18 protein-coding genes and 1 tRNA gene are annotated in these 24,390 nt (G+C 41.8%); 12 read left to right on the top strand and 7 right to left on the bottom strand.

What is annotated here, in order from left to right; all coding sequences use genetic code 11:
- Positions 1–2,148, top strand: a 2,148-nt coding sequence (locus tag H6G26_RS16545; protein WP_190730294.1) for a CHAT domain-containing tetratricopeptide repeat protein, incomplete at its 5' end; no start/stop codon positions are given.
- Positions 2,149–2,357: 209 nt separating this feature from the next.
- On the opposite strand, the gene H6G26_RS16540 is transcribed toward H6G26_RS16545, so the two are convergent.
- On the bottom strand, positions 2,358–2,747 hold the full coding sequence (locus H6G26_RS16540) for a hypothetical protein (protein ID WP_190730293.1): 390 nt from the start codon (positions 2,745–2,747) through the stop codon (positions 2,358–2,360).
- Between the two features lie 731 nt (positions 2,748–3,478).
- Between H6G26_RS16540 and H6G26_RS16535 the strand changes: the two genes are divergently transcribed.
- The 3 genes from H6G26_RS16535 (at position 3,479) to H6G26_RS16525 (ending at position 8,109) form a co-directional block, all read left to right on the top strand.
- Positions 3,479–5,449 (top strand): CHASE3 domain-containing protein, encoded by a 1,971-nt coding sequence (locus H6G26_RS16535; protein WP_190730292.1) that lies wholly within the window; start codon positions 3,479–3,481, stop codon positions 5,447–5,449.
- Between the two features lie 225 nt (positions 5,450–5,674).
- Entirely contained in the window at positions 5,675–6,133 is a 459-nt protein-coding gene (locus tag H6G26_RS16530) for a response regulator (protein WP_190730291.1), read from the top strand.
- A gap of 47 nt (positions 6,134–6,180) precedes the next feature.
- Positions 6,181–8,109 carry a response regulator gene (locus tag H6G26_RS16525; RefSeq protein WP_190730290.1) on the top strand — a complete coding sequence of 643 codons (1,929 nt, stop codon included), beginning with the start codon at positions 6,181–6,183 and terminating at the stop codon, positions 8,107–8,109.
- A gap of 558 nt (positions 8,110–8,667) precedes the next feature.
- Here the strand turns inward: H6G26_RS16525 and H6G26_RS43805 are convergent.
- From H6G26_RS43805 to leuC, 3 genes are all read right to left on the bottom strand, one after another.
- Positions 8,668–10,239 carry a calcium-binding protein gene (locus tag H6G26_RS43805; protein ID WP_190730289.1) on the bottom strand — a complete coding sequence of 524 codons (1,572 nt, stop codon included), beginning with the start codon at positions 10,237–10,239 and terminating at the stop codon, positions 8,668–8,670.
- Between the two features lie 1,215 nt (positions 10,240–11,454).
- Positions 11,455–12,063, bottom strand: a complete 609-nt coding sequence (leuD, locus tag H6G26_RS16515; protein ID WP_190730288.1) for a 3-isopropylmalate dehydratase small subunit — start codon at positions 12,061–12,063, stop codon at positions 11,455–11,457.
- A 74-nt stretch (positions 12,064–12,137) separates the two neighbouring features.
- The gene (leuC, locus tag H6G26_RS16510) at positions 12,138–13,541 is read right to left on the bottom strand and encodes a 3-isopropylmalate dehydratase large subunit (protein WP_190730287.1); all 1,404 of its coding nucleotides are present in this window, start codon (positions 13,539–13,541) and stop codon (positions 12,138–12,140) included.
- Between the two features lie 406 nt (positions 13,542–13,947).
- Between leuC and H6G26_RS16505 the strand changes: the two genes are divergently transcribed.
- The 6 genes from H6G26_RS16505 to H6G26_RS16480 all read left to right on the top strand — a co-directional run bounded on the left by H6G26_RS16505 (position 13,948) and on the right by H6G26_RS16480 (position 21,906).
- Positions 13,948–15,297 carry an AAA family ATPase gene (locus H6G26_RS16505; protein WP_190730286.1) on the top strand — a complete coding sequence of 450 codons (1,350 nt, stop codon included), beginning with the start codon at positions 13,948–13,950 and terminating at the stop codon, positions 15,295–15,297.
- Entirely contained in the window at positions 15,294–15,455 is a 162-nt protein-coding gene (locus H6G26_RS16500; RefSeq protein ID WP_190730285.1) for a hypothetical protein, read from the top strand. Before H6G26_RS16505 ends, H6G26_RS16500 begins: the two co-directional genes overlap by 4 nt.
- A gap of 254 nt (positions 15,456–15,709) precedes the next feature.
- A complete protein-coding gene (locus H6G26_RS16495) occupies positions 15,710–19,885 on the top strand; it encodes a hypothetical protein (protein WP_190730284.1) in 4,176 nt (1,391 codons plus the stop codon).
- Positions 19,886–20,009: 124 nt separating this feature from the next.
- On the top strand, positions 20,010–20,597 hold the full coding sequence (locus H6G26_RS16490) for a Uma2 family endonuclease (RefSeq protein ID WP_190730283.1): 588 nt from the start codon (positions 20,010–20,012) through the stop codon (positions 20,595–20,597).
- Positions 20,598–21,002, top strand: coding sequence for a hypothetical protein (locus H6G26_RS16485; RefSeq protein WP_242053746.1), 405 nt, complete (start codon positions 20,598–20,600; stop codon positions 21,000–21,002).
- A gap of 160 nt (positions 21,003–21,162) precedes the next feature.
- A complete protein-coding gene (locus tag H6G26_RS16480; protein ID WP_190730282.1) occupies positions 21,163–21,906 on the top strand; it encodes an alpha/beta hydrolase in 744 nt (247 codons plus the stop codon).
- 171 nt (positions 21,907–22,077) lie between these two features.
- On the opposite strand, the gene H6G26_RS16475 is transcribed toward H6G26_RS16480, so the two are convergent.
- Positions 22,078–22,150, bottom strand: a tRNA-Val gene (locus H6G26_RS16475).
- Positions 22,151–22,270: 120 nt separating this feature from the next.
- On the opposite strand from H6G26_RS16475, the gene H6G26_RS16470 reads away from it, so the two are divergent.
- Both H6G26_RS16470 and mazG read left to right on the top strand, forming a co-directional pair.
- Positions 22,271–22,858: a metal-binding protein gene (locus H6G26_RS16470; protein ID WP_190730281.1), complete on the top strand. Its 588-nt coding sequence runs from the start codon at positions 22,271–22,273 to the stop codon at positions 22,856–22,858.
- 40 nt (positions 22,859–22,898) lie between these two features.
- The gene (gene mazG / locus H6G26_RS16465) at positions 22,899–23,714 is read left to right on the top strand and encodes a nucleoside triphosphate pyrophosphohydrolase (RefSeq protein ID WP_190730280.1); all 816 of its coding nucleotides are present in this window, start codon (positions 22,899–22,901) and stop codon (positions 23,712–23,714) included.
- 141 nt (positions 23,715–23,855) lie between these two features.
- Here the strand turns inward: mazG and H6G26_RS16460 are convergent, their stop codons facing one another.
- Both H6G26_RS16460 and H6G26_RS44280 read right to left on the bottom strand, forming a co-directional pair.
- Positions 23,856–23,990 carry an aldehyde dehydrogenase family protein gene (locus H6G26_RS16460; RefSeq protein ID WP_347242467.1) on the bottom strand — a complete coding sequence of 45 codons (135 nt, stop codon included), beginning with the start codon at positions 23,988–23,990 and terminating at the stop codon, positions 23,856–23,858.
- Positions 23,944–24,060, bottom strand: a complete 117-nt coding sequence (locus H6G26_RS44280) for an aldehyde dehydrogenase family protein (RefSeq protein WP_242053751.1) — start codon at positions 24,058–24,060, stop codon at positions 23,944–23,946. Before H6G26_RS44280 ends, H6G26_RS16460 begins: the two co-directional genes overlap by 47 nt.
- Positions 24,061–24,390: the final 330 nt, after the last annotated feature.

Genomic DNA, 24,390 nt, shown 5'->3' with positions numbered 1-24,390 from the left:
CGCTCTGGTGAAGCTGTCACACTCAATAGTATCGGCAAAGTCCACTCCGATTTAGGACAAAAGCAAAAAGCACTCGATTTTTACAACCAAGCTCTGCCCCTAAGACGGGCTGTGAGCAATCGCTCTGGTGAAGCCACTACACTCAATAATATCGGTTTAGTCTACTCCGATTTAGGACAAAAGCAAAAAGCACTCGATTTTTACAACCAAGCTCTGCCCCTTTTGCGTGCTGTGAGCAATCGCTCTGGTGAAGCCACTACACTCAATAATATCGGTTTAGTCTACTCCGATTTAGGACAAAAGCAAAAAGCACTCGATTTTTATAACCAAGCTCTGCCACTATATCGTGCTGTGGGCAATCGCTCTGGTGAAGCCACTACACTCAATAATATCGGTGCAGTCTACGACGCTTTAGGAGAAAAGCAAAAAGCACTCGATTTTTACAACCAAGCTCTTCCTATAAGGCGGGCTGTGGGCGATCGCTCTGGTGAAGCTGTCACACTCAATAGTATCGGCAAAGTCCACTCCGATTTAGGACAAAAGCAAAAAGCACTCGATTTTTACAACCAAGCTCTGCCCCTTTTGCGTGCTGTGGGCGATCGCTCTGGTGAAGCCGTTACCTTGGGTAATATTGGTGTACTCTTCCAAAGTATAAATCAACCAACCCAAGCCATTACTAATTTAGAGCAATCTCTTAAACTCAGCTTAGAAATGCGCCGGGGTTTGCAGCGAGAAAATCGCCAAAAGTTTTTACAGGAAAACAATTGGAGTGCAACTGCTTTAGTCGATGTCTTGATTAATCAAAAGAAATACGCTCAAGCGTTTGAATGGGTTAACCTATTCACCACAGCCGACCTTGCTGATTATACTCGCCTCATTAATGCCAAAGTTGCCAACCCAGAAGCACAGCAGAGTCTTGATGATTGGAGTAGAAAAAATCAGCAATTGGAAGCACTGCGACAACAACTGCAAAGCGATCTCTCCGAAAGCCTACCCCAACAAATTCGAGAATTAGAAACACAAGTTTACTCAGAAGCCGAAAATATCTCTCGCCGTTTCCCTGAAGTGGCAGAACTATTTGAAACTACACCCGTAGATATTAAAAATCTTACATCCTCCATACCCGCAGGAACGGTCGTAGTTCAACCTGTCTTATTGACTAATGTGAGAGATATGCCTAATAACGTCGCATTTTTCATCTTCACAAAAGGTCATTTGAGCGTTATTAAAAAATCCATTGATCCCACTGAGCTTAATAAACTTATTGCCAATTACCTAAAACAGGTACAAGACGATAGTGATGCTAACTTCATTGAAACAGGTGGCAAACTATATGATATTCTCATTCGTCCTGTAGAAGCAAAAGTTCAATCTTTATCACCCAAACAAGTGAGCATTATTGCTACTGGTAAACTGCGCCATTTACCTTTTGAGACTCTTTACGACAGTAAAACCAATCAATTTCTCATCCAAAAATATCCTGTAAACTATCTCACTCGCATTTCCAATAATTCTCTAAAATCTCCAGGTGTGCAAAATGCCGTACCCCGCAAACTAGAAGCTGTTTTAGCATTTGGTAATCCTGTACCGAGTGACCCGCAAAATCTCCCAGGTGCAGAGACGGAAGTCAGAAATATTAAAGAAATATTACCAGAAAGTGAAGTTTATATCCACAATGAAGCCACCCTAGAAAAATTTAGATCCCAAGCATTGCGTTTTTCATTTGTGCATTTAGCAACTCACGGCTGTTTCCAAGCTGAAGACTGCAAAAAAGTTAATTTACTAAATAATAGATTACTATTTGCTGACAAACCCTTAGACATTGCCAATGCTGCTCTTTTAGGGTTACAAGGCACACAATTGATTACTCTTAGTGCTTGTCAAACTGCTGTAGACACTAATTTTAATGGCGCAGGAATTGCAGGTGTTGCTTATATATTTGAGCGGGCTGGTGCTAAAGCTGTAATGGCAAGTCTGTGGGCAGTTGATGATGAAGCAACTCAGCAATTGATGGTTCAATTTTATCAAAATCTCAAGCAAGGTATGACTAAAGGCGAGGCTTTGCAACAAGCTAAGTTGAAACTAATTGCAGACCATCGCCATCCTTTTTATTGGTCGCCATTTGTCTTGATTGGCGATGCACGTTAAAGTAATTCGTAATTAAGCCAGTAAAGTGTGTTAAAAATTTAGCCTAACTCACCATGATAGAGGTGCGTTAGGCGTTTTGATCATGTTTTGGAGCTATTTTTGGTAAATAGACCACGTAGTAGAGGCACAGCCAAAGCGAATGGAATTCGCACGCCAGTTGCTCATTGGGGAACCCGCATCACGCAGTGGCTCCCCAACTTACGCCAGTTTTATAATTCAGACGCGATGCTGCGAAGAGTGATAATTCCACTAGTATCAAGAACTATTGTATTATTTCCCTCCTGACGAAAACTTACGAAGTCATCTGGAGCAAGTCTCCGTGATAATGTTGGTTGAAATGCGGTTCTTGAAGAATTATATAAAATATATTCTCCATCATAATCAGCACTCTGTCCAGGTTGTAAAACTTGGCGTTCTGCCAGTACGGACGCTCCAAAATTATAAAAAGCTTTCGTACTATTTGTATCATTGATAACTGTAAAACCTCCTAGAATTTCAGAGGCTTCATCGGAGCTTAATTCAGATAATGAATTTTCATCAAGGTCATCAAAGGTAATAGAAAAAGAATCTTTTTCTGTTTGAGAAGTTGTTTTTAGCATGATGAGTTTCCTCAAACTACTTCAACTAATATTAGTATGCTAAACTATCAAAGTTTTTTCAAGCATCTTAATGCTATGTAATGACTTTGGAAAGAGAATAATCGAAGCGAATGGAAGGTGCAGTTAAAAAGGCAAACTTTGCAGAGGCAGACTAATATAAGAGGGGTAGTAGATTGCTGATGCGGTTTTTGAAGTAACAAATGCGATATTTTAATGCTCTTTGTTTCTCCTGAAGCTATGAGATTGGTTAAGATTAGTAAAGTCTTTCAAAGTAAAAACCGACTAACTTAAGCAATTAATAATTTACAGGAATTTCTCTAAATACACTTATAAATGCGCTAGGGTTTGTAACCCGAAGATTACACTAGTTTTTTATAGGATAATAATCTAAATACAGCGAAATTAGTCAACATTCTTATTAATTAAAAAAAGACGCTTAAGGGTGTCGAATCGGTTAACTAATTCAACACAGCTACACTGTACCTTAACAACTCGAAGTATAGGGTTATAGCCAATAACTAGACTTTACTGAAGTCGCTTTCTGCGGGTAGTGGAAATGCTCGTCATTAGGTTGCCGCCGCTAGTCTTGAGGCAACATCTCAATTAGGCATTCTAAGTCTTGACTTGGAATAAAATAATCACTTAAAGCTGATTCTAGAGTTGCTTTTGCGTTAAATTCACACCAATGACAACTGTCATACGTGTCAAATTAACGTTAAATTGGCAATAGTATGCGACTCCAAAATGCTAGAACTATATTTCAACGTCAGGTTACTAGGGTAATCGCTCTACCCAGCCTTTTTTTGTTGCTGTTTTCTGGGATATCGCAGTGGCAAGTTAGCCGTTTGTTTGCAGCACTGCAATGGGTAGATCATACACACCAGGTAATTGGTCAGGCATACCGAACCCAGAAACTGCTAGAAGACTTGGAAACAGGATTACGTGGCTATATGCTCACAGGTGAGCAACAATTCCTGGAGCCTTATTTAAAGGCTAGTCCGATTATTGATACCGTTTTTCAAGAATTAAGTGATTTAGTGTCGGATAATCCCAGTCAGGTGCAAAGTGTCCGTCAACTGATTAGCCAATATGATAATTGGAAACTTTTAGTATCTTTGCCGCAGAAACGTTATCAGCCAGGCAACGAGGTATCTTTGTTAAACCTCAAAGCTCGTAAACAGCGAATCGACGCTATCCGTCGTCACATTAATGATTTTATTGCCACAGAAGAACAGCTACTAGCCCGGCGCAGTGAAGCGGTACGTGAGACAACAATACAGCTAAGTGTAAGTAGTGTTCTTTTGGCGTTGGGAATTGGCGCTATTCTAACTTTATTTATTCGACGACAAATCTTGAAGGTGTCAACAACTTATGAAGGTGCTTTGAAAACGGCAATTGAGCAAACTCAAATTGTTCAACACTCTGCTCAACGTCTTGCTGATTTGCATGAAATTGATCGGGCGATTTTATCTGCTATACCTAATAATCAAATTATACAATTTGCTCTGGAACGATTGCGTCAACTCGTAAATTGCCAACAAGCGTTTTTGGTGTTATTCGATTTAGAAACCAAAACAGCTCAAGTGATTGAAAGTGGCACTGATGGTGTATTCCAGTCTGCTGAAGGTATGGCACTGCCAATGGAAGACTTTGCTACTACTGAAGTTTTACAGCAACGGCAAATTCGTTTGATTCAAGACATTGCTCAATTAGAGCAGCGATCGCCAATTCTAGAGCAAATGCTGGCGGCAGGGTTACATAGTTGCTTAACAATTCCGATGCAGATTCGGGAAGCTTTGATAGGTGAGCTTCATCTTGCCAGCACTGAAGTTGAGGCTTTTAACAACGAAAATCGGCAGATGGCTTGTGAAGTCACAGAACAGTTAGCGATCGCCATTCAACAATCTCAACTCCGTCAACAACTGCAAGCTTATGGCGAAGAACTAGAGCATCGTGTTTTGGAACGCACTGCACAACTAGAAGAAAGTAATCAAGACTTGGAAGCTTTTAGTTACTCCGTTTCTCATGACTTACGCGCACCTTTACGCACTATACAAGGCTTTGCTCAGGCATTACAAGAAGACTACAGCAGCCAACTAGATTCTTTTGCACAAAACTACCTCAACTATATTAATGAAGGTGCCATGCAAATGGACGGCTTAATTACTGATTTGCTGTCTTATAGTCGTCTGAGTCGAAGCCAAATCGAAATTCAACCTGTTGACTTAGCTGTTGTAGTTAACGAAGCACTCAAAAAATTACAAGAACAAATCCAAGAAGAACAGGCCCAAGTTACAGTTGACATTCCTTTAGTGCAGGTAATGGCTCACTATCCTACACTGATGCAAGCGGTGATAAATTTGATTAGCAACGCGCTCAAGTTTGTCCAACCAGGCGTATTACCTTTAATACACATTTACTCCCAGGAGTATATTCAAGAGGGTAAAAGTTGGATCAAATTGTGGATAGTTGACAATGGTATCGGCATTGCACCAGAACATCAGGAACGTATTTTCCAAGTATTTGAACGACTTCATGGTATAGAAGTTTATCCAGGCACAGGGATTGGGTTAGCCATTATACGTAAAGCTCTAGAAAAAATGGGTGGTTTCTCTGGTGTAGAATCACAGTTAGGTCAAGGTAGTCGCTTCTTTTTTACTTTGCCAAAAGCTGTTTTGGAGAACAACTGCATTAGCTCTTAATACTTGAGAGAGAAGACAAAGATTTGAGGATTGTTTAGGTTTAATACAGGTAAATGCTCAGTGTTTTTAGGAGTTGAGATATATCTAAAGTGAATTCTAAACAAAGTTAGATAACACAACTTTATGCCAAGAAGCTACACCGATAAATAGCCAAGTAGGTGCAAAATCTCAATTAGTTAGGAGAAGTTGCTGGGATATGAAATTGCTATTAACTACAAGTAGGAAATGAATTCTTTGCAGACACAGGACACAATTTTACTAGTCGAGGATAATTCAAGAGATATTCTCCTGATCCAAAGAGCTTTCCGCAAAGCTGGGATTCTTAACCCACTTCAAGTAGTGAACGATGGAGATGCAGCTGTGCTTTACCTATCTGGAGAAGAACCTTATAGCAAACGTAGTCATTATCCTTTACCAGCACTAATATTACTCGATCTGAAACTTCCGCGCCGCTCTGGGGCTGAGGTTTTGATGTGGTTACGGCAGCAACCTATACTCAAGCGGATGCCAGTCGTGGTTCTGACTTCTTCGCGGGAATATGCTGATGTTAATCATCTTTATGACTTAGGTGTTAACGCTTATATGGTCAAACCTGTTGCTTTCAATAATTTAGTCGAAATTATCGATATTCTTAACCGACATTGGATAGTTTTTAATGAAAAGCCACAAATTGAAATTCCGTAAATTATCTTTATAAGCTTGCATATTAACTTTAAAAACCTGACGTTGAAATGGTATTACACATCCTTCTAATAGACGATAATCCTCACGATCGCTTGTTAGCAATTCACGCATTGGAACAAGAGTTTGCCGATCTTCAGATTAAGCAAGTTATTCGTCCAGAAGAGCTAAAAGAGGCGTTGTCAACAGGGAATTTTGATGTAGTAATTACTGACTATCAACTGCGATGGAGTGATGGTATAACTGTTCTGCAAAAATTTAAAAGCCGTTATCCCGAACTGCCGGTAGTGATGTTCACTAATAGTGGTTCAGAAGAAATTTCTGTAGAGGCAATGAAGGCAGGGTTAGACGATTACGTGCTTAAGTCTGCGCGTCATTATATGCGCTTACCTATAGCGGTACGTTTAGCAGTAGAACGGGCTGCAACTAAACGTAAAGTTCAAGGTCTAGAATTGCGCTTTCAAACCCTGCTAAATCAACTAAATGTAGGAGTTTATCGTCTGACAGCAGATAATGTTCTATTAGAAAGTAATGGTGCATTTCTGAATCTGTTGGGTATAAATTCTTTGAATAGAATTCTAGAAAGCCACACCCTTGAGCCTTACTTTCAGCCAGGAGATTATGCCAAACTCTTACAAGAACTCAAGCAAACTGGCGATTCAACCGAACGTGAAGTACTTTTACGACGTGCAGATGGCAATGAAATTTGGGTGCGAATTAGTCAGACTTTGAGCGCCAATAATGAGATTACAGTAATTGATGGCATCATTGAGGACATTACAGCACGTAAGCAGGCAGAGCAACAGCGAGAACAATTGCTGCAACTAGAACAAGCTGCACGGACAGAAGCAGAAGCAGCTAACCGAATTAAAGATGAATTTCTTAGCGTCTTATCTCATGAGTTGCGATCGCCGCTTAATCCCATACTCGGTTGGTGTAGGCTACTTACTGACCACCAGTTAAACGAGTCTAAGAAAACTGAAGCTATAGCCATTATTGAGCGCAATGCAAAATTGTTGGCTCAGATGATAGAAGACCTTTTAAATATTTCTCAAATTCTGCAAGGTAAACTCAGCCTGAATATTTACTCTGTAGATTTAGTATCTATAATTTCGCTAGCAGTAGAGAGTGTTCAGTTAGCAGCCCAAGCCAAAAACATTCAACTGCACAGTATTTTAACACCGAATATATGTTTTGTTTTGGGAGATCCGACTCGTTTACAGCAAGTATTTTGGAATTTGCTGTTTAATGCTATCAAGTTCACACCTACTGGTGGTTCTGTAGAAGTTCGCTTAAAGCAAGTTGATACACAAGTCCAGATACAAGTCACCGACACAGGCCAAGGAATTAGCCACGACTTTTTACCTTACGTGTTTGATAAATTCCGTCAAGCAGATAGCAAAACTACTAGAAGCTTTGGTGGATTGGGAATGGGGCTGGCAATTGTCAAACATCTCGTAGAGTTGCATGGTGGTCAAGTTTGGGCAGAAAGTCCTGGTGAAGGACGAGGTAGTACTTTTACTGTCAGACTACCATTAATGACAATGCAGACTCAAACAAATACAAACATTAAAGAGCTTGATAATCAACTAAATTTAAGTGGTATCCGAGTCTTACTAGTAGATGATGAAGTTGATTCTAAGGAATTAGCTTATTTTATACTTCAAGAGCATGGAGCAGAAGTAATAAGTGTAGGATCGCCATTTGAAGTTATTTCAACTTTGATGGATTTTCAGCCGGATATATTAGTGTTAGATATTGGAATGCCCGAAATGGATGGCTATATGCTGCTGGAACAAATTAGAAGTTTGCCACCAGAGCAAGGAGGGCAAATTCCAGCGATCGCATTGACAGCTTATGCCGGAAAGGTGGATAAGCAACAAGCAATCTCAGCAGGGTTTCAAGTACACTTACCCAAGCCAGTAGACATTGCCCAGCTAGTAAAAGTTATTGCCGAACTTGTAAAGCCAACCTTTTAGTCACAACAGCTTCAGCACGGTTCTTTGGGGGAAAAGAAGGGTATTTTTACCAGAGATGGAGTTTGTTCGTAAGTAACGATATCTATTGGGTTTCAAATTCTTTGAGTCCGCGGAGGCGGACTAAGCCTGTGTATCCGCGATTTCTAATCGCCTGGTATATTTGCTACTTTTGTGAAAGAACATAGGATAAAAACTTTGGCAATTAGTTGAAAAACTTATAGTAAGTCCTAATCTTATCGAGTTATTTGAGGATATTAAAATTAGCTGTTTTTAGTCAAGTCTTCAAACATAACAAATTCGTAGAATAGTTCAGAATCCTTCGTGCAAAATCAAAACAGCTTAATTAAAATATTTATTTTTAAGAGATAATAAATTTCTATGATTCTGTAGTGGTTGGATTTAAAATCCTCAAAATCCGAAAGAGTCCAAATTATAATCCTCCTCGTACTTCAAGTACGAGGAGGATTAGATATCCCTAATTAGCAATACTGATGATTACAATTACGGCTATTGGCATCTAGCTGCAAGCTTGCAGACATATCATTAGATTCTGTGTAATTAAGCAACGATCTCAAAGTTTACAGTTCCTAATACAGGTGGTGTTGTGGATGCATCGTTATCAATGTTGGCAAACAGACTACCTGTGCCAAAGCCTGGTGATGTCAAGTTTTGATTAAAGTACAAATTGCCAGTTCCAAAGCTGTAAGTAATGATTCCAGAGCTAGTTGCGGCTGCTGCATCATTAGCTACTATCCTAATATCGGACAGATTGTTGAGTCCGACGAAAGTTGTCCGAGACAGAACAATTCTGTCAGAATTGCGGTTGAAGTCAGTAATTTCATCTACGCCTAAACTACCAGCACTAAATTGAGCGCCTGAGTTGAATACGAAGCGATCGCTACCACCACCGCCTGTTAGGATATCATTACCAGCGCCACCCCTTAAAACATCACTACCAGCATCACCATTAAGGATGTCATTGCCAGCGCCACCATAGAGGCTGTCACTGCCGTTACCACCAAAGCTGGTTAATGGTGTAGTTGTGCCACTACCATCAAGAAAGTCATTTCCAGCACCGCCTGTAAAGCTGACTGCACTGACGCTAGTTTCCGTCAGGTCGTTAACCTCGAAAATGTCATTGCCTCCGCCACCATTGACTTCAAAGCTCTCTACGGTGTCTACAGTCAGGGTGAAAGGAACTAAGTTGAGCCGATCAAAGATTGCTGTTCCTTGAGCATCTTGTTCCAGGCGGAAGTTGTCTCCCGCAGCTGCGGCACCGTTGACCTCAACCACGTCATCGCCAGCATTACCACTGATTCTGTCGCTACCATCACCGTTGTTCCAGATGAGTCGGTCGTTACCTGCTCCGCCAGTGAAAGTATCGTTGCCACGATCTCCAATTATGGTATCGCTCCCGGCTCCACCGGATAGAAAGTCGATACCATCGCCACCTCGTAGCAAGTCATTACCAGCGTCACCATTAAGGGTGTCATTTCCAGTTCCACCAATTAGGGTGTCATTACCAATTCCACCAGAGGCAGTTAAGGGTGTTGATGTGCCACTACCATCAAGAGAGTCATTTCCAGCACCGCCTGTAAAGCTGACTGCATCAACGCTAGTTTCCGCCAAGTCGTTAACATCGAAGATGTCATCGCCTCCGCCACCATTGACTTCAAAGCTCTCTGCGGTGTCTACAGTCAGGGTGAAAGGAACTAAGTTGAGCCGATCAAAGATTGCTCTTCCTTGAGCATCTTGTTCCAGGCGGAAAGTGTCTCCCGCAGCTGCGGCGCCGTTGACCTCAACCACGTCATCGCCAGTATTACCACTGATTCTGTCGCTACCGTCACCGTTGTTCCAAATGAGTCGGTCGTTACCTGTTCCGCCACTGAAAGTGTCGTTGCCACGATTTCCGATTAGGGTATCGCTCCCGGTTCCGCCGAATAGAAAGTCGATACCATCGCCACCTTGTAAGAGATCATTGCCAGTGCCACCTTGTAAGGTATCATCACCAGCGCCACCATCGAGGGTGTCATTTCCACCTAAACCATTAAAGTTATCAGAAGCGGCATCACTAGTACCTATATCTGCTCTATTGGTTGGTCCTGATCCTGGGGTCCAAATTACTGCCATGATTGATTCTCCTAATTCTGGATTTCTAAGTGAACAATGAGCTACTAGTAGTTCAGTTTTAAGAAAAGTATAAAAATACTAGTTTCTATTTATGAACTACAAAACTTAATAGCTTTTAGCTGCTAAGTATTACTCAGGGGTGTATTCCTTTTTTATGCAGAATATTGGTTTTTGGAAAACTTCCTTACTATAAAACAATATGGTTAAGGTAAGGCTAAAAATCTGTTATCAAAGTCAATTTTTTAACGTAGACGCCACAGGCTTCTGCTAACGAGCAGCGTCTTACAGAGAAGGCGCAGAGAGAAGAAATAAATGTTTAACACAAGGATATTATACTATGAAATTCGCAGACAGACCTTACTACATTCTGATTTTTTAGGTCATGTAAAGAAGAAGAATGGCTCGTAAATGCCTTTATTCAAAGGGTTTTCAGCTAATTAAATGATTTTAAATAAAGTTTAAACAATAGATGAGAATTAAATAGTAACCCGTGCTTGTGTTGTAATTTTAGTGACAAATAATTAACTAATCAACAGTATTTATAAGTGAGTATTTATCTGTAAAATATAGTGAGGTTTTATTCATAGTATATAAAAGTGTCAGCGATCTAAACGCAAGTATGAATACCAATTCATACTTTTACTAAGGAAGAGTTTTTACTGAAGATTGAAGCATTCGTTTTTGCATTTACTCTCAAATGAGCATTTATTTAATGAGTAAAATGTAATACTTTAATTTGATTAAATATTTTTTTATAGAGTTAGTTCTAGTGGAGTGATATCATGTTCAGTAAATTACTTTTCATTGTCGAAGAACCCACCAAAGCTGTGCTTTATATCATGTTCGGCAGATTAGTTATAATTCCTGCATCTGTGCAAAAACTTAAAAACTCTTTTTCCCGCTGCCCCCTGCTCCCTGCCCCCTTGCGCTCTTAATGATAAGTCTTTAACCGGACACGATATTATATCCCTCCCCAGTTCCCCGTTTGCAGGGAGGGGTTGGGTGTGGGGTGTCAAGATATGCAGCGATATAATAAGTAGTCAACCGAATTTGATATGAAGCGCCACTGAACGCATCACTTTATCGTTGCAAAGTACCTAGAGGTCAATAACCCGCAACTTGGGTTGATGATCAATATTTGATGTTTTTATGGAGCAGTTATAAAATTCTTGGCATTTTCTCATTCCCTGGCTGACAACCAGAGAATGAGAGAAACTAACTTGCGGCTAAATTGCCCCAGCCCACGTAGGGTAATTTTGCAGCCGTTACCCGAACTTGGTCAGCATTCGCCACCAACTGACCGCAAGCGTCCCAAGTCCCAGAAATAAATGTGCTTCTTGTGCCTTCACCGATCGCAACTGGGGCAGTGTAATCACCAATTTGTACTTGCAAGGTTTCTAGATTCACTGTCACGGCGGCTTGGGGATTAGCAGCGACTAAATCTTGCACTTGTTTAACAGTAACAGCATCGGCACTCAAACAAGGTATCCCCATTGCCACACAGTTACCGAAAAAGATTTCGGCAAAGCTTTCACCGATTAAAGCTTGGATTCCCCATTTTGCGATCGCTTGGGGTGCATGTTCCCGTGATGAACCACAGCCAAAGTTGCGGTTGACTATTAAAATATTCGCGCCTTGGTACTGGGGTTGGTCAAAGGGATGTTCACCTTTAAGTGCTGTCCGGTCATCAATAAATGCACCTTCACCTAACCCATCAAAGGTAATGGCTTTCAAATATCGCGCGGGAATGATGCGATCGGTATCTATATCATTCCCCACTAAGGGTATACCGCGCCCTGAAACTGTTTTAACTTCACTCACCATAAACTTTATTTACCTATCATTTCAATGACAGCCTGTTAATTTCTCCAAATGACCAATGACAAATGACAAAAAAATTACAGCAACTCACGCACATCAGAAACTTCGCCTTTAATCGCAGCAGTGGCGACCATCGCCGGACTCATTAACAATGTCCGACCGGAAGAGGAACCCTGTCTTCCTTTAAAGTTGCGATTAGAGGAAGAGGCACTGATTTGTCTTCCTTGTAGCTTATCGGGGTTCATGGCTAGGCACATGGAACATCCCGGTTCACGCCACTCAAATCCGGCTTCTTGAAAGATTTTATCCAACCCTTCAGCTTCCGCCTCTTCTTTCACCCTCTCAGAACCAGGAACAACGAAGGCTTTGATTCCCTCCGCGACGTGGCGACCTTTGGCAATTTTCGCAGCTTCCCGCAAATCGCTAATTCTGCCGTTGGTGCAACTACCAATAAAGCAGACATCTATTTTAGTGCCCTTAATGGGTTGACCAGGATATAAATCCATGTAGCGGTAAGCTTCTTCGGCAATAAATCGATCTTCTTCAAGCAGTTCTTCCGGTTGAGGCACTGACTGGTTGACACCGATACCTTGACCGGGAGTAATCCCCCAAGTAACGGTAGGAGGAATTTCCGCAGCGTCGAATATCACTACATTATCGTACTGGGCATCAGCATCGCTTTTAATGGAATTCCACCAAGCCACTGCTTTATCCCAATCTGCATCAATGGGTGCAAAATCTCTGCCTTTGAGGTAATCGTAGGTGACTTGATCTGGATTGACATAGCCGCATCTAGCACCGCCTTCGATCGCCATATTGCAGACAGTCATCCTCTCTTCCATATTCATTTGCTCAAATGTCGTACCGGCAAATTCGTAAGCATAGCCCACGCCACCTTTAACACCAAGGGTGCGGATGATATGTAAAATTACGTCTTTGGCGTAAACACCAGGGTTGAGAGTGCCATTAACTTCGATTCTGCGGACTTTCAGTTTTGATAGGGCAAGCGTTTGGGAAGCGAGAACATCCCGGACTTGGCTAGTACCAATACCAAATGCGATCGCACCAAATGCCCCATGACTAGAAGTGTGGCTATCTCCACAAGCGATCGTCATTCCTGGCTGAGTCAGCCCAAGTTCTGGAGCGATTACATGAACTATACCCTGACTACCAGAACCGATATTGTAAAAAGTTATGTTATTTTCTTGACAGTTATTTTCAAGCGCCTGAATCATTTCCTCTGCCAAGCTATCCACAAAAGGACGCGCCTGATTTTCTGTCGGCACAATATGATCGACTGTAGCGACAGTCCGCTCTGGAAATAGTACTTTTAGAGTCCTCTCGCGTAACATAGCAAAGGCTTGGGGACTGGTGACTTCATGAATTAGGTGAAGCCCGATAAATAGTTGCGTCAGTCCTGAGGGAAGTGTACCAACGGTGTGTAAGTCCCAAACTTTATCAAACAGGGTACCTTTGCTCATACGTCAATCAATATTTCAAGAGTCCGGTCTTAAATAGTATCAAAAAAAATCTCGGTTTTTGCAGATCACTTAAATATTACTTACAGTTTTGCACTCTTATTTCTCTATGCCGCGCCAGTTGCTACAACGGGGGGAACCCCCCTTCGGGTGACGCTCCTAACGTCGCTACCGCTACGCTAACACCAGTCGCCTACGGCGGGAAACCCGCCTACAACGATGAATTCACCGTAACGCACTGGCTTCTCTGCGCCTCTGTGGTTTTATTCTTTAACGAACCGCAGAGACGCAGAGGAAGAGAGGTAAAAGCGAAAATTATCCGAAATATTGAGATGCAAAGATGTAAATAACTTTATCCTTTTAAACAAGGATATGTTAATACAATCCCAGATAATTGCACTACCAGGTTATGCCCATAGATTTACGGGAATTTTATCAGGCTAGCGACCCCAGCAGAACTCTGTTTGTCAACAATAGCTCTGATAGCAAGTATTATATAGATTTTTCCCCAGTCCGAGGTGGTGATATTCTTGGCAAGCTGAAGCAGAAGATTACCTTTTTTAAACCGAATGAACCCACTTGCACGTTATTTACTGGGCATATTGGTTGTGGGAAATCGACAGAACTATTGCGATTACAAGCAGAACTGGAAAAGTTAGGCTTCCATGTGGTCTATTTTGAGTCTAGTGACGATTTGGAAATGACCGATGTCGATATTGCTGATGTGCTACTAGCGATCGCTCGGCGGGTGAGTCAAAGTCTGGATAAAATTACCCTGGGGGAACCTAACAAGTTTAATGAGTTGCTGCAAGGTGCTTGGAGGGTCTTAAACTCCGAGGTGACGGGAGTAAAAGTAAAGGTTCCCAATGTCGGTGATTTTGGTGTCACCTCTGAAAAAGAAAAATTGTCTCTGTCTGTGGGCATTGGTGAAATCACTACCAAGATGAAAAATGACCCAACCCTGCGAGAAAAACTCAATCAGTATTTAGCACCGCAAAAAACTAAGCTGCTGGAAGCGATTAATCAAGAATTATTAGAACCTGCCGTGGCTAAACTCAAACAGCAGGGTAAAAATGGTCTAGTGGTAATTGTCGATAATCTTGACCGCATAGATAATCGTGTCAAACCTTGGGGTCGTCCACAGCAAGAATATTTATTTGTCGATCAAGGTGAGTTTTTGACCAAGCTGAATTGTCATCTCATCTACACCATGCCCTTGTCTTTGAAGTTTTCCAATGATTACGGAATGCTGACTCAGCGTTTCCCAGAAGACCCCAAAGTGTTACCAATGGTACCTGTACAAAAGACTGATGGAAGTGTTCATACACAGGGAATGGCACTCATGCAGCAGATGGTACTTGCTAGAGCTTTTCCTGATATAACATCAGAGGAGCGTTTAAATAAAGTTACCGAAATTTTTGATAGTGCTGCTAGCCTAGAACGCTTATGTCAAATGAGCGGTGGTCATGTGCGGGATGTGCTGAGGCTGCTAAATACCTGGATTATGGAAGAGATGAGCCTTCCCCTAACCGGTGAAACCTTAGAGGAAGTGATTCGTTCTCGGCGGAATGAAATCATGTTGCCAATTTCTGATGATGAGTGGCAATTGTTACGTCATGTCAAGGAAAGGAAAAAGGTGAGTGATGACCACGGATATCAAAAACTAATTCGCAGTCGGTTTGTCTTTGAATATCGGGATGGTGGCCAGTCTTGGTTTGATGTTAATCCCATCTTGGCGGAAGCGAAGGAGTTGCAGTGAAAACAATCCAAGAGTTAAAGACTCGGATTAAAGAACTCAGTCAACAAGCTGTTGAATTTAGTAGAAAAGCATCTGAAGTATGCTTAAGTAACGGTCAGCAAGCCAAGTATTTTAGAGGATGTTTGAAAAGTCCTCATCTTGGTAGCAAAACGTTTTAGATCCCCCTAAATCCCCCTTAAAAAGGGGGACTCTGATTCCGGTTCCCCCCTTTTTAAGGGGGGTTAGGGGGAATCAATAAGTGCCTAAAATCACAGCCAACCACTTTTCAAACAACCTCTTAGACAGCAAGCAAGAGAAGCTAGCAAACGCGCTCAAGTATTGATACAGGAATTAAAACGCCAGGAAGTATAATTTGTAGTCTTTAATCTTTCCTCTGCCTCCTACACTCTAGATTTACGTCAGCTTATGACTTATGACAGACTCGCAACCATTACAAGATGACCATGTAAACAGCGATCGCTCTCTGAAACAATTAGCTTGGGCGATCGAATCCTCCGTGGGACAGTTTAAGCTGATTTTGGCACGGTGTAATTATGCTAGCTTGCGCGATCGCTTAATCTCCAGACTGCGAGAAATTTGTCAAGTCGAAATTCGTGTCTTGGCAGTGCAGCAATCTAACAGAACTCTTTATACTGCGATTCAGGAAGAATTTGGCGCAGAAATACCAGCCTGTGTGACGGTTGTGGGTTTGGAATCTGTGCAGAATTTATCTGTGATGTTAACTTCTGCAAATCAGGTGCGGGAAGACTTTCGCAAGAATTTTGCTTTCCCCTTAGTGTTGTGGATTGACGATGAAATTTACAAGCAACTAATACAGCTTGCGCCAGATTTGGAAAGTTGGGCAACTACGAGAAATTTTGCCATCTCAACGCCAGAATTAGTAGATTTTATCATCGAAACGGCTAATAAATGGTTTAGTAATAACTTAAATTTTAGCGTAGATGTATATATTAAATTGGAGAATGAGTTAGAGGCGGCGCGAAAATATTTACTCAACCAGCCAGATATTTATAATTTAGAAAATCAAGCTAATTTAGAATCTTTATTAGGATTTGTTAAACAAATAAATAATCAAAAAGATTCGGCGTTAGAGCATTATCACAAAGCTTTAGAACTTTGGCAGCAAAATCATAATTTAGAACGACAGACAAAAATCCTTGGTGAGATTGGCTTTTGTTATTATTTAAAAGCTTTTAAACATCAAGATATCAATCATCCAGATTGGCAAGCGACTTGGCATTATATTCAAGAGTATATAAATTTTATTAGCCAGTTTAGAAGTCCAGATTTAATTGCTAATGCAGTAGTTAAATTTGGTGATATCTTGCGAGAATTGCAAAAGTGGGAAACATTACAAAGTCTTTCTAAACAAGCTTTAGTAATCCATCAAAACAACAACCAGCCAAGAGAGTTAGCCAAAGATTACGGTTTTTTAGCTGAGGTAGCTTTGGCTCAAAAAAGCTGGGTGAAAGCAAATCAGTTAGTTCAGCAAGCCTTAAAGGTTTTTTCTACGATTCTCAATTTGGAATCAGCAAATACATCAGGGATTTTATCTGATATTCCTGAAAGAGATTTAAAATCAAAAGATTTGAGTTTATATCAGTTTATTTTAGGTCGTTCTCAATACCATTTAGGTCAAACTCAACAGGCAACTTTCAGCTTAGAAACTGCTATAGATGTAGGTAATCCCCTAGAAGATGTCAGGCTTTACTTGGATATTCTCAGGTTTTTGCAGCAGCTTTATTTTGAGCAGAAAGAATATCTCAAAGCATACAAAATCAAACAGCAACAGCGTTCTATTGAACAGCAATTTGGCTTGCGGGCTTTTATTGGTGCGGGTAGGTTAGAAGCAACAAAAAAGGCATTTGTAGAGACATTACGCTCAAACTCTCCCCAAGGAAACATTGCCCCAGAAATTGCTGCATCTGGTCGCCTATTGGATGTAGAACGTTTAATTGAACGCATGGGTCGCCCTGATTATAAGTTGATAGTAATTCATGGGCAATCGGGTGTAGGCAAAAGTTCCCTGGTAAATGCGGGACTAATACCAGCTTTGAAGAATAAAGCGATCGGTACTCAAGATTATTTGCCAGTGGTAATGCGCGTTTACACCAACTGGGTGGAAGAGTTGGGGAGGCTTTTGGGAAATGGGGAAGATGAGGGTAGGGGGCAGGGGGCAGGGAGCAGGGGAGAAGGGGATGAGGGGGAGTTAGAACTTCAAGTTTCGACCTCTGAACTCGGAAGTTCGACTTCTGAACTCGGACGTTCGACCTTTGAACTCGGAACTTCGACCTCTGAACTCGGAACTTCAACCTCTGAACTCGGAACTTCAACCTCTGAACTCGGAACCTCAACCTCTGAACTCGGAAGTTCGACCTTTGAACTCGGAACCTCAACCTCTGAACTCGGAAGTTCGACCTTTGAACTTGGAACTCCGACCTCTGAACTCGGAACTTCGACCTCAAACACTCAAACTCCTAACTCCTCACTCCTAACTCCTAACTCTCTAATCACTCAACTTCGCAAAAACGAACAGCACAACCTCCGCACAGTCCTAATTTTTGATCAATTTGAGGAATTTTTCTTTGTTTACACCGAACCTGCACAAAGGAAGCAATTCTTTGAGTTTCTGGGAGAGTGTCTGAATGTTCTATCGGTGAAAGTTATTTTATCGCTGCGGGTAGATTACATCCATTACTTGCTAGAGTGCAATGATTTGTCGAGTCTCAAGATTATTGGCAATGACATTCTCAGTAATAATGTGCTTTACAAGTTGGGGAATTTCTCGCGTGCTGATACAAAGTCAATTATTCAGCGTTTAACTGAAAATACTAGTTTCCGCTTGGAATGTGCTTTAGTTCAACAACTGCTGCAAGATTTAGCCGGGGAATTGGGTGAAGTTCGTCCCATTGAGTTGCAGATTGTGGGGGCGCAACTGCAAACGGAGAATATTAGAACTCTGGCAGAATATCGCAAGGGTGGTACTAAAGACGAATTGGTTAAGCGTTATTTGGATGAAGTTGTTAATGATTGCGGTGAAGAAAATCAGCAAGCAGCAGACATATTACTGTATTTGCTGACCGATGAAAAAGGAACTCGCCCTCTCAAGACTCGCGCTGAGTTGGAACGCGATTTGATGCCGTATTTCTCGGAGATCCCCCCAACCCCCCTTAAAAAGGGGGGCTTTATTCTTTCAACCCCCTTTTTAAGGGGGTCGCCACAGGCGGGGGGATCAGAAACTAGGGCGGAACAAGCTTCTGAAATCAGTAAATTAGATTTAGTGTTAGAGATTTTTGTCCAATCTGGCTTGGTGGTTTTGCTACCAGAAAACCCGGCTGACCGTTATCAACTGGTACATGACTATATCGCCGCCTTTATCCGCCAGCAACAAGAACCGAAGTTAAAGCAGGTAATGGCGGAACTGGAAAAGGAACGAGAACAAAGAAAACTGAGTGACGCGAAACTGAATAACTTTCTCAAACGCGCCCTTTTTGGTTCTGTAGCCGCAGGATTAGTATTAGCTGGGTTGGCAGGGTTATCATGGCGATCGGCAAATGAGGCAAATGAGCAAAGAAAGCAAGCCGATATTAATGAAATTAACGCTATTAATAATTCTTCAGAAGCGTTTTTGGCATCTGGACAACATCCAGATGCTTTAATCGCAGCCTTAAAAGCAAGTAACAAACTCAAACTTACACCTTCGGCACTAGAAAGAAGCAATACCCGAATACAAACTGTAGCAACTTTACAGCAAGCAGTTTACTTAAAATCAAAGGAGAAGAAAGAAAACCGTGCGATCGAGGTGAATACTTTAGAAGGTCATAGCAGTGTGGTCTATAGCGTCGCCTACAGCCCCAATGGACAACAGTTAGCTTCTGCAAGTGCTGACAAAACAATAATTTTATGGGATTTGGATTTCGATAATTTATTACGCAGTGGTTGCAACTTGCTGAATAATTATCTAATTGCCCATCCAGAAGTGTTAGAAGAGTTGCAATCATGCCAAACTCCAGTGCGGTTGGCGCAAGGGGCGACAGTGTTAGTCATCCAAGGTGAGAAGTTAGCGCGAAATGATGATATTAATGGCGCTGTTGAAAAGTTTGGCAAAGCACAGCAGTGGGATAATAAATTAAAGTTTGATTTCCAAGCCAGAGCGAAAGAGTTTGTCAACAAAGGCAAGGCTGAACGCTCAGTTGATGAAGGAAACAGCCGTTTAGGAGAGAAAAAGTTCAAGGAAGCACTAGCAGCTTATACCGAAGCCCTCAAGTTTGATCCAAAAGTCTTAATTCCTACAAGTTATTGGAGCACACTATGCTGGTACGGGAGTCTGCAAAAACAAGCTGCTGATATGTTACTAGCCTGTGAACAAGCCGTTGCCCTTGCACCTGAAGATGGCAACATTCGTGATAGTCGTGGCTTGGCTAGGGCGCTGACAGGCAACACCCAAGGAGCGATTGAGGACTTTGAAGCATACATTGCCCAGACTGAAGATGAAGATAGTAAAGCACAACGGCAGCGCTGGGTGAAAGATTTACGAGCGGGGAAGAATCCGTTTACAGAAGCAGAGCTTAAAAAGTTACAGAATTAGGGAATTGGGTGTTAGGAGTGCTGTTAGTGGATAGCTAAGGTTTAGCCCGTGCTGAGTTAGGAGTTTTGTTTATCCCCATCTCCCTTATTGCATAGAATAACTGTATTGAGTCATCAATTTTGCTATGACTGTAACCACCAAAAAACTGACTTTTGCAGAGTATCTCAAGTATAGCGATCGCACGGATACCCAATATGAATTGGTAGATGGAGAATTAATCCCGATGAGTCTTGGCACTGGCAAGCACGGCGGTATCTCGAAGTTTTTAGAACGAACCAATGATTACGAAAGTGCCAAAATGGATAAGAACTGGACAGCACAAAAGTTTTCTGTGGGAGTGCGTTCTCCACGCTCTGGACGTTGGGACACCTCACGAATTCCAGATGTGGTAGTATTACCAACACAGCAATGGGAAGCACTTTCTAATCGAGAAGCTGTAATTGAACTCAACGAAATACCTCCCATACTAGTAGTAGAAGTAGTCAGCGAATCTACACAATCCACAGACTACCGCAGTAAACGTTCTGAGTATGCTGTTCTCGGAATTCCTGAATACTGGATTGTTGACTCCATTCAAGAGGTGGTAACAATATGCACCTTAGTAGAAGGGTTCTATGATGCAGTTGCATTCCGAGGACAAGAACGCATCATCTCTTCGACCTTTCCACACTTGGATTTGAGTGCTGAACAAATCTTGGCAGGACACAAGTAAATGGCATACAGCGATTTTAGTCTCGCCAAAGTGAAAAAGAGTTTTGATTTAACACTCGATGAAACTCGGAATTTATTTGTTGATACAAAACCTGTTACACCATCAGAAACACTCAGAACGATTTTAATAGATTACATTCCTTTAGCAACTGCAATTTCAACCGAAAAAGCAAGGTCAGAGTTTTTAATTGCACCAATCCTGGCAGAGGTCAGACGATTATTAAATAATAAAATCTCCCTGTTCTCTGGAAATGAATTTAATGTTGATGCAACTCAAGGCTTGCAAGGTTTTTGCGATTACATCATCAGCAATTCCCAAGAGCAATTATTTATTTCTGCACCAGCAATGTTTATTTTTGAAGCGAAAAAAGAAGATATTATCGGCGGTCTGGGTCAATGTGTATAGGAATCATATAGCAGTCCTATTTGATTCGTGAAAATATAAAATTTGAAAACGTAGACGCAAAGCGGCTTGCCGCAGGCTACCGCAAAGTACTGGCTTTGGGCGCAAAGGGAAGAAAGAAGAAAGAGATATATAATTTCCACAAATGATTTAGGATTGCTATATGAGTCTATATTGTCTAGTTCACGGTGCTTTCCAGGCTACTTGGTGTTGGGATTTACTAATTCCCTATTTAGAAGCACAGGGTCACAAAAGCATAGCAATGGATTTGCCAATTGAAAATCCATCTGCTACTTTGTCCCAACTTGCAGATGCAGTAATTCAAGCGCTGCCGAAAACTGATGATGATATTGTCATAGTCGGTCACTCAATGGCTGGTACTATAATTCCCCTGGTTGCAGAAGTGGTAAAAGTCCGTCAACTAGTATTTGTGGCTGCGCTGATACCTTATCCCGGAATCAGTACACTCGATCAATTTTCTCATCGTCTTGATGCTGATACCCTTAAATCATTCAATTACCAGCCAAAAGAGCCAAGTCAACTCGAACAGTTCCACGATGAACCTGATATGTTTGAACCAGCTTCCGTAGGCAAAGATTATTCAGACGAAGCAGTATTAAGAGATTTTTTCTATCATGATTGTCAACCAGATGTAGCACAGTGGGCAATCTCGAAAAGTCGTTCGCAACAATCTATGGCATATATTTTTGAAACGAATCCTCTAAAAGTTTTGCCAAATGTTGAACGTAAATATATTGTTTGTACCGATGACCGAATATTGTCTCCTACATGGTCACGCTACGCTGCACGCAAGCGCTTAGGAGTCGATGCCATTGAGCTACCTTGTGGACATTGCCCGCATCTGTCTTGTCCTGACCTTCTTGCTTCAGTATTAACTACTGATTAATTGTTTTAGGAGAGTCTAATTATTTCTTATGCCCTATCCGCAAGAGCAAATATTCTCTATTCTGAAGATATGGAAGATGGGTTAGTAGTAGTTGGTCAATTAAATATTGCAAATCCATTTAAAAAAGACTAGAAACTACATATAAGTTGTTTCTAGCCTTAATTGAATTAATGGGCAGTACCAGACTCGAACTGATGACATCCTGCTTGTAAGGCAGGCGCTCTACCAACTGAGCTAACCGCCCGTTTGACTAATCCTTAATTAATATAGCAAAAGATTTCGCATTGCGCTAGTAGTTTTAAGAAATTCTTTTTTTCTCTTATACTGACTCAGTATTCAGTTACTCAGAGAGGAAGGATTTAAAATGCCCTCTGGCCGAACGCACGATCGCATTACTATGTATGCTCTGCCGTTCGTGGCGGGTGTTACTTTGTGGCAGACTCGCAGTAGCAATGCAACTTTGTTGGTTGCAGGCGGGTTTCTCTTTGGTGGGCTGATGTTTGGCCCCGATTTAGATATTTACTCTGTGCAATTTCAACGCTGGGGTTTCTTGCGCTGGATTTGGCTACCTTATCAAAAAAGTCTGCGACATCGTTCTTTTCTATCTCACGGGCCGATTATTGGCACGATTCTGCGGATACTTTATCTGGGGTGTTTGCTAGCTATTGTGGCAATTTTGGTTTTGGCGATCGCCCAAAGGTTATGGAATCTGAGCTTTACTTGGCAGGATTTGGGACAAACTGTGGGGCGATCGCTCGTGCAATACGATACTGAATATATTGCTCTGTTTTTGGGGTTGGAACTCGGTGCAATGAGTCATTCTCTCAGCGATTGGAGCGGTTCGGCATACAAGCGCTTTCAAAAACAGGGGGTTCGGGGGTTGCTTCCTAATGCCAAAATTAAGAAGCGTAAAGTTACAAGTCGCAGTCGTCGGCCAAAATTGAAAAAATAATTTTTTAAACGTAAAGGGACGCTGAGGGAAGCGCAGAGATATGGAAAATCAAAATGAGAGTTTGGCGGCGTTGCAGGAATTGATTGAGGTAGTGGCAAAATTGCGATCGCCTGATGGTGGTTGTCCGTGGGATTTGGCCCAAACTCCTGAAACGCTGACGCCTTATGTGATCGAGGAAGCTTATGAGGTGGTGGATGCAATTAAGAGTGGCGATAAAAGTGCGATCGCAGAAGAGTTAGGCGATTTATTATTACAGGTGGTATTGCAAGCCCAAATTGCTAGCGAATCTGGACAATTTTCCTTAAAAGAAATAACTCAGGGGATTTCCCAAAAGTTGATTCGCCGTCATCCCCATGTTTTTGGTGATGTTTCAGTGACAAGTGTGGATGAGGTGCGGCAAAATTGGGAACAAATCAAAGCTGCGGAAAAAGGCGAAGCATCTCCAGAGGCGCAAAAACTTAGTGCTAAACTCGGTCGTTATGGGCGCACTCTTCCCCCACTGACGGCGGCGATGAAAATTTCTCAAAAGGCTGCGGCTATCGGGTTTGAATGGGAAAATATTCAGGGCGTTTGGGATAAGTTTCATGAAGAATTGGGGGAGTTTCAACAGGCTTTAGCTGAGGAAACACCAGAACGGCAAGAAGCAGAATTAGGCGATTTACTGTTTGCAGTTATTCAGCTAGCCCGTTGGCATAATCTTGACCCTAGTGCTGCTTTGCAAGGCACAAATCAGCGATTTGTCCAGCGATTAGAAAAAATGGAGGCAGTTGTTGACCGCCCCCTCTCTGATTACAGTCTAGATGAGTTAGAAAAGTTATGGCAACAGGCAAAAGCCCAACTTGCCAAAGAAAGTTGATGAGTAATTAAGCTCATCCACTCCTAAAAGGGGATGGGATTTCACGTTGACGGTTGACGGTTAACAGTCAACCGTCAACGGCGTCGGGGCGTTTTTCATCCCATCTTTAAAAAGAGTGGTTTTCCCGAGGTCTTTTTATAACTACAATTTGATGGTAACCGTCTTAACTTCGGTATATTGCTGCAAGCCATATTTCCCTAGTTCTCGACCAGTACCAGATTGCTTAAATCTACCGAGGGGCGCAGCAGCACTGCCCTTGGTTAAAGAATATGGCACCGTGAGAACTTGCGATCGCAGCATCCATGTCAGCATCAGCAAAGACGATGTTGGGACTTTTACCACCCAATTCCAATTACCCACTCATTGTTTATCAGCAACTGGGTTGGGTCAATCTTGACCTGTTGTCCTGGTACTCTTGCTGTCTAATGAGGGTTTCAGCTTATCCCAAACTCAGGTTAATAAAGTAAATACATCAGTAGCGCTTAAGGTGCTACTTTTTCCCGAAACTGGTTACCAGGAGAACCATTGATGATGCAGTATTGAAATTCTGCTATAGCCAGTTATTTACTCACTTCTAAAAAAATATTGTACTACATTCCGTAAAATCTCATAATCAAGCTGTATCTAACATAAAGCCTCATTTTCATCAGCCCAGCCATACCCGAGGATTTCTCCA

It is taken from the genome of Nostoc sp. FACHB-888 (assembly GCF_014696655.1).
Classification (GTDB): domain Bacteria; phylum Cyanobacteriota; class Cyanobacteriia; order Cyanobacteriales; family Nostocaceae; genus Nostoc.
The sequence above is the reverse complement of the archived record's forward strand: the minus strand, read 5'-3'. Positions and strand labels throughout refer to the sequence as shown.